We start from the raw sequence: 614 nt of genomic DNA on the forward strand, positions 1-614 counted from the left end.
CGCTTTCGCGCCTCAGTGTCAGTTACAGACCAGAAAGTCGCCTTCGCCACTGGTGTTCCTCCATATCTCTACGCATTTCACCGCTACACATGGAATTCCACTTTCCTCTTCTGCACTCAAGTCTCCCAGTTTCCAATGACCCTCCACGGTTGAGCCGTGGGCTTTCACATCAGACTTAAGAAACCACCTGCGCGCGCTTTACGCCCAATAATTCCGGATAACGCTTGCCACCTACGTATTACCGCGGCTGCTGGCACGTAGTTAGCCGTGGCTTTCTGGTTAGGTACCGTCAAGGTGCCAGCTTATTCAACTAGCACTTGTTCTTCCCTAACAACAGAGTTTTACGACCCGAAAGCCTTCATCACTCACGCGGCGTTGCTCCGTCAGACTTTCGTCCATTGCGGAAGATTCCCTACTGCTGCCTCCCGTAGGAGTCTGGGCCGTGTCTCAGTCCCAGTGTGGCCGATCACCCTCTCAGGTCGGCTACGCATCGTTGCCTTGGTGAGCCGTTACCTCACCAACTAGCTAATGCGACGCGGGTCCATCCATAAGTGACAGCCGAAGCCGCCTTTCAATTTCGAACCATGCAGTTCAAAATGTTATCCGGTATTAGC

At 53.3% G+C, this 614-nt stretch carries 1 rRNA gene; it reads right to left on the reverse strand.

Annotated features, from left to right (window positions below):
• Positions 1 to 614 (reverse strand): 16S ribosomal RNA (locus MR167_RS31655); the annotation flags it as partial.

This window comes from Bacillus cereus group sp. BfR-BA-01355 (assembly GCF_022663675.1).
Lineage (GTDB): Bacteria > Bacillota > Bacilli > Bacillales > Bacillaceae_G > Bacillus_A > Bacillus_A thuringiensis_S.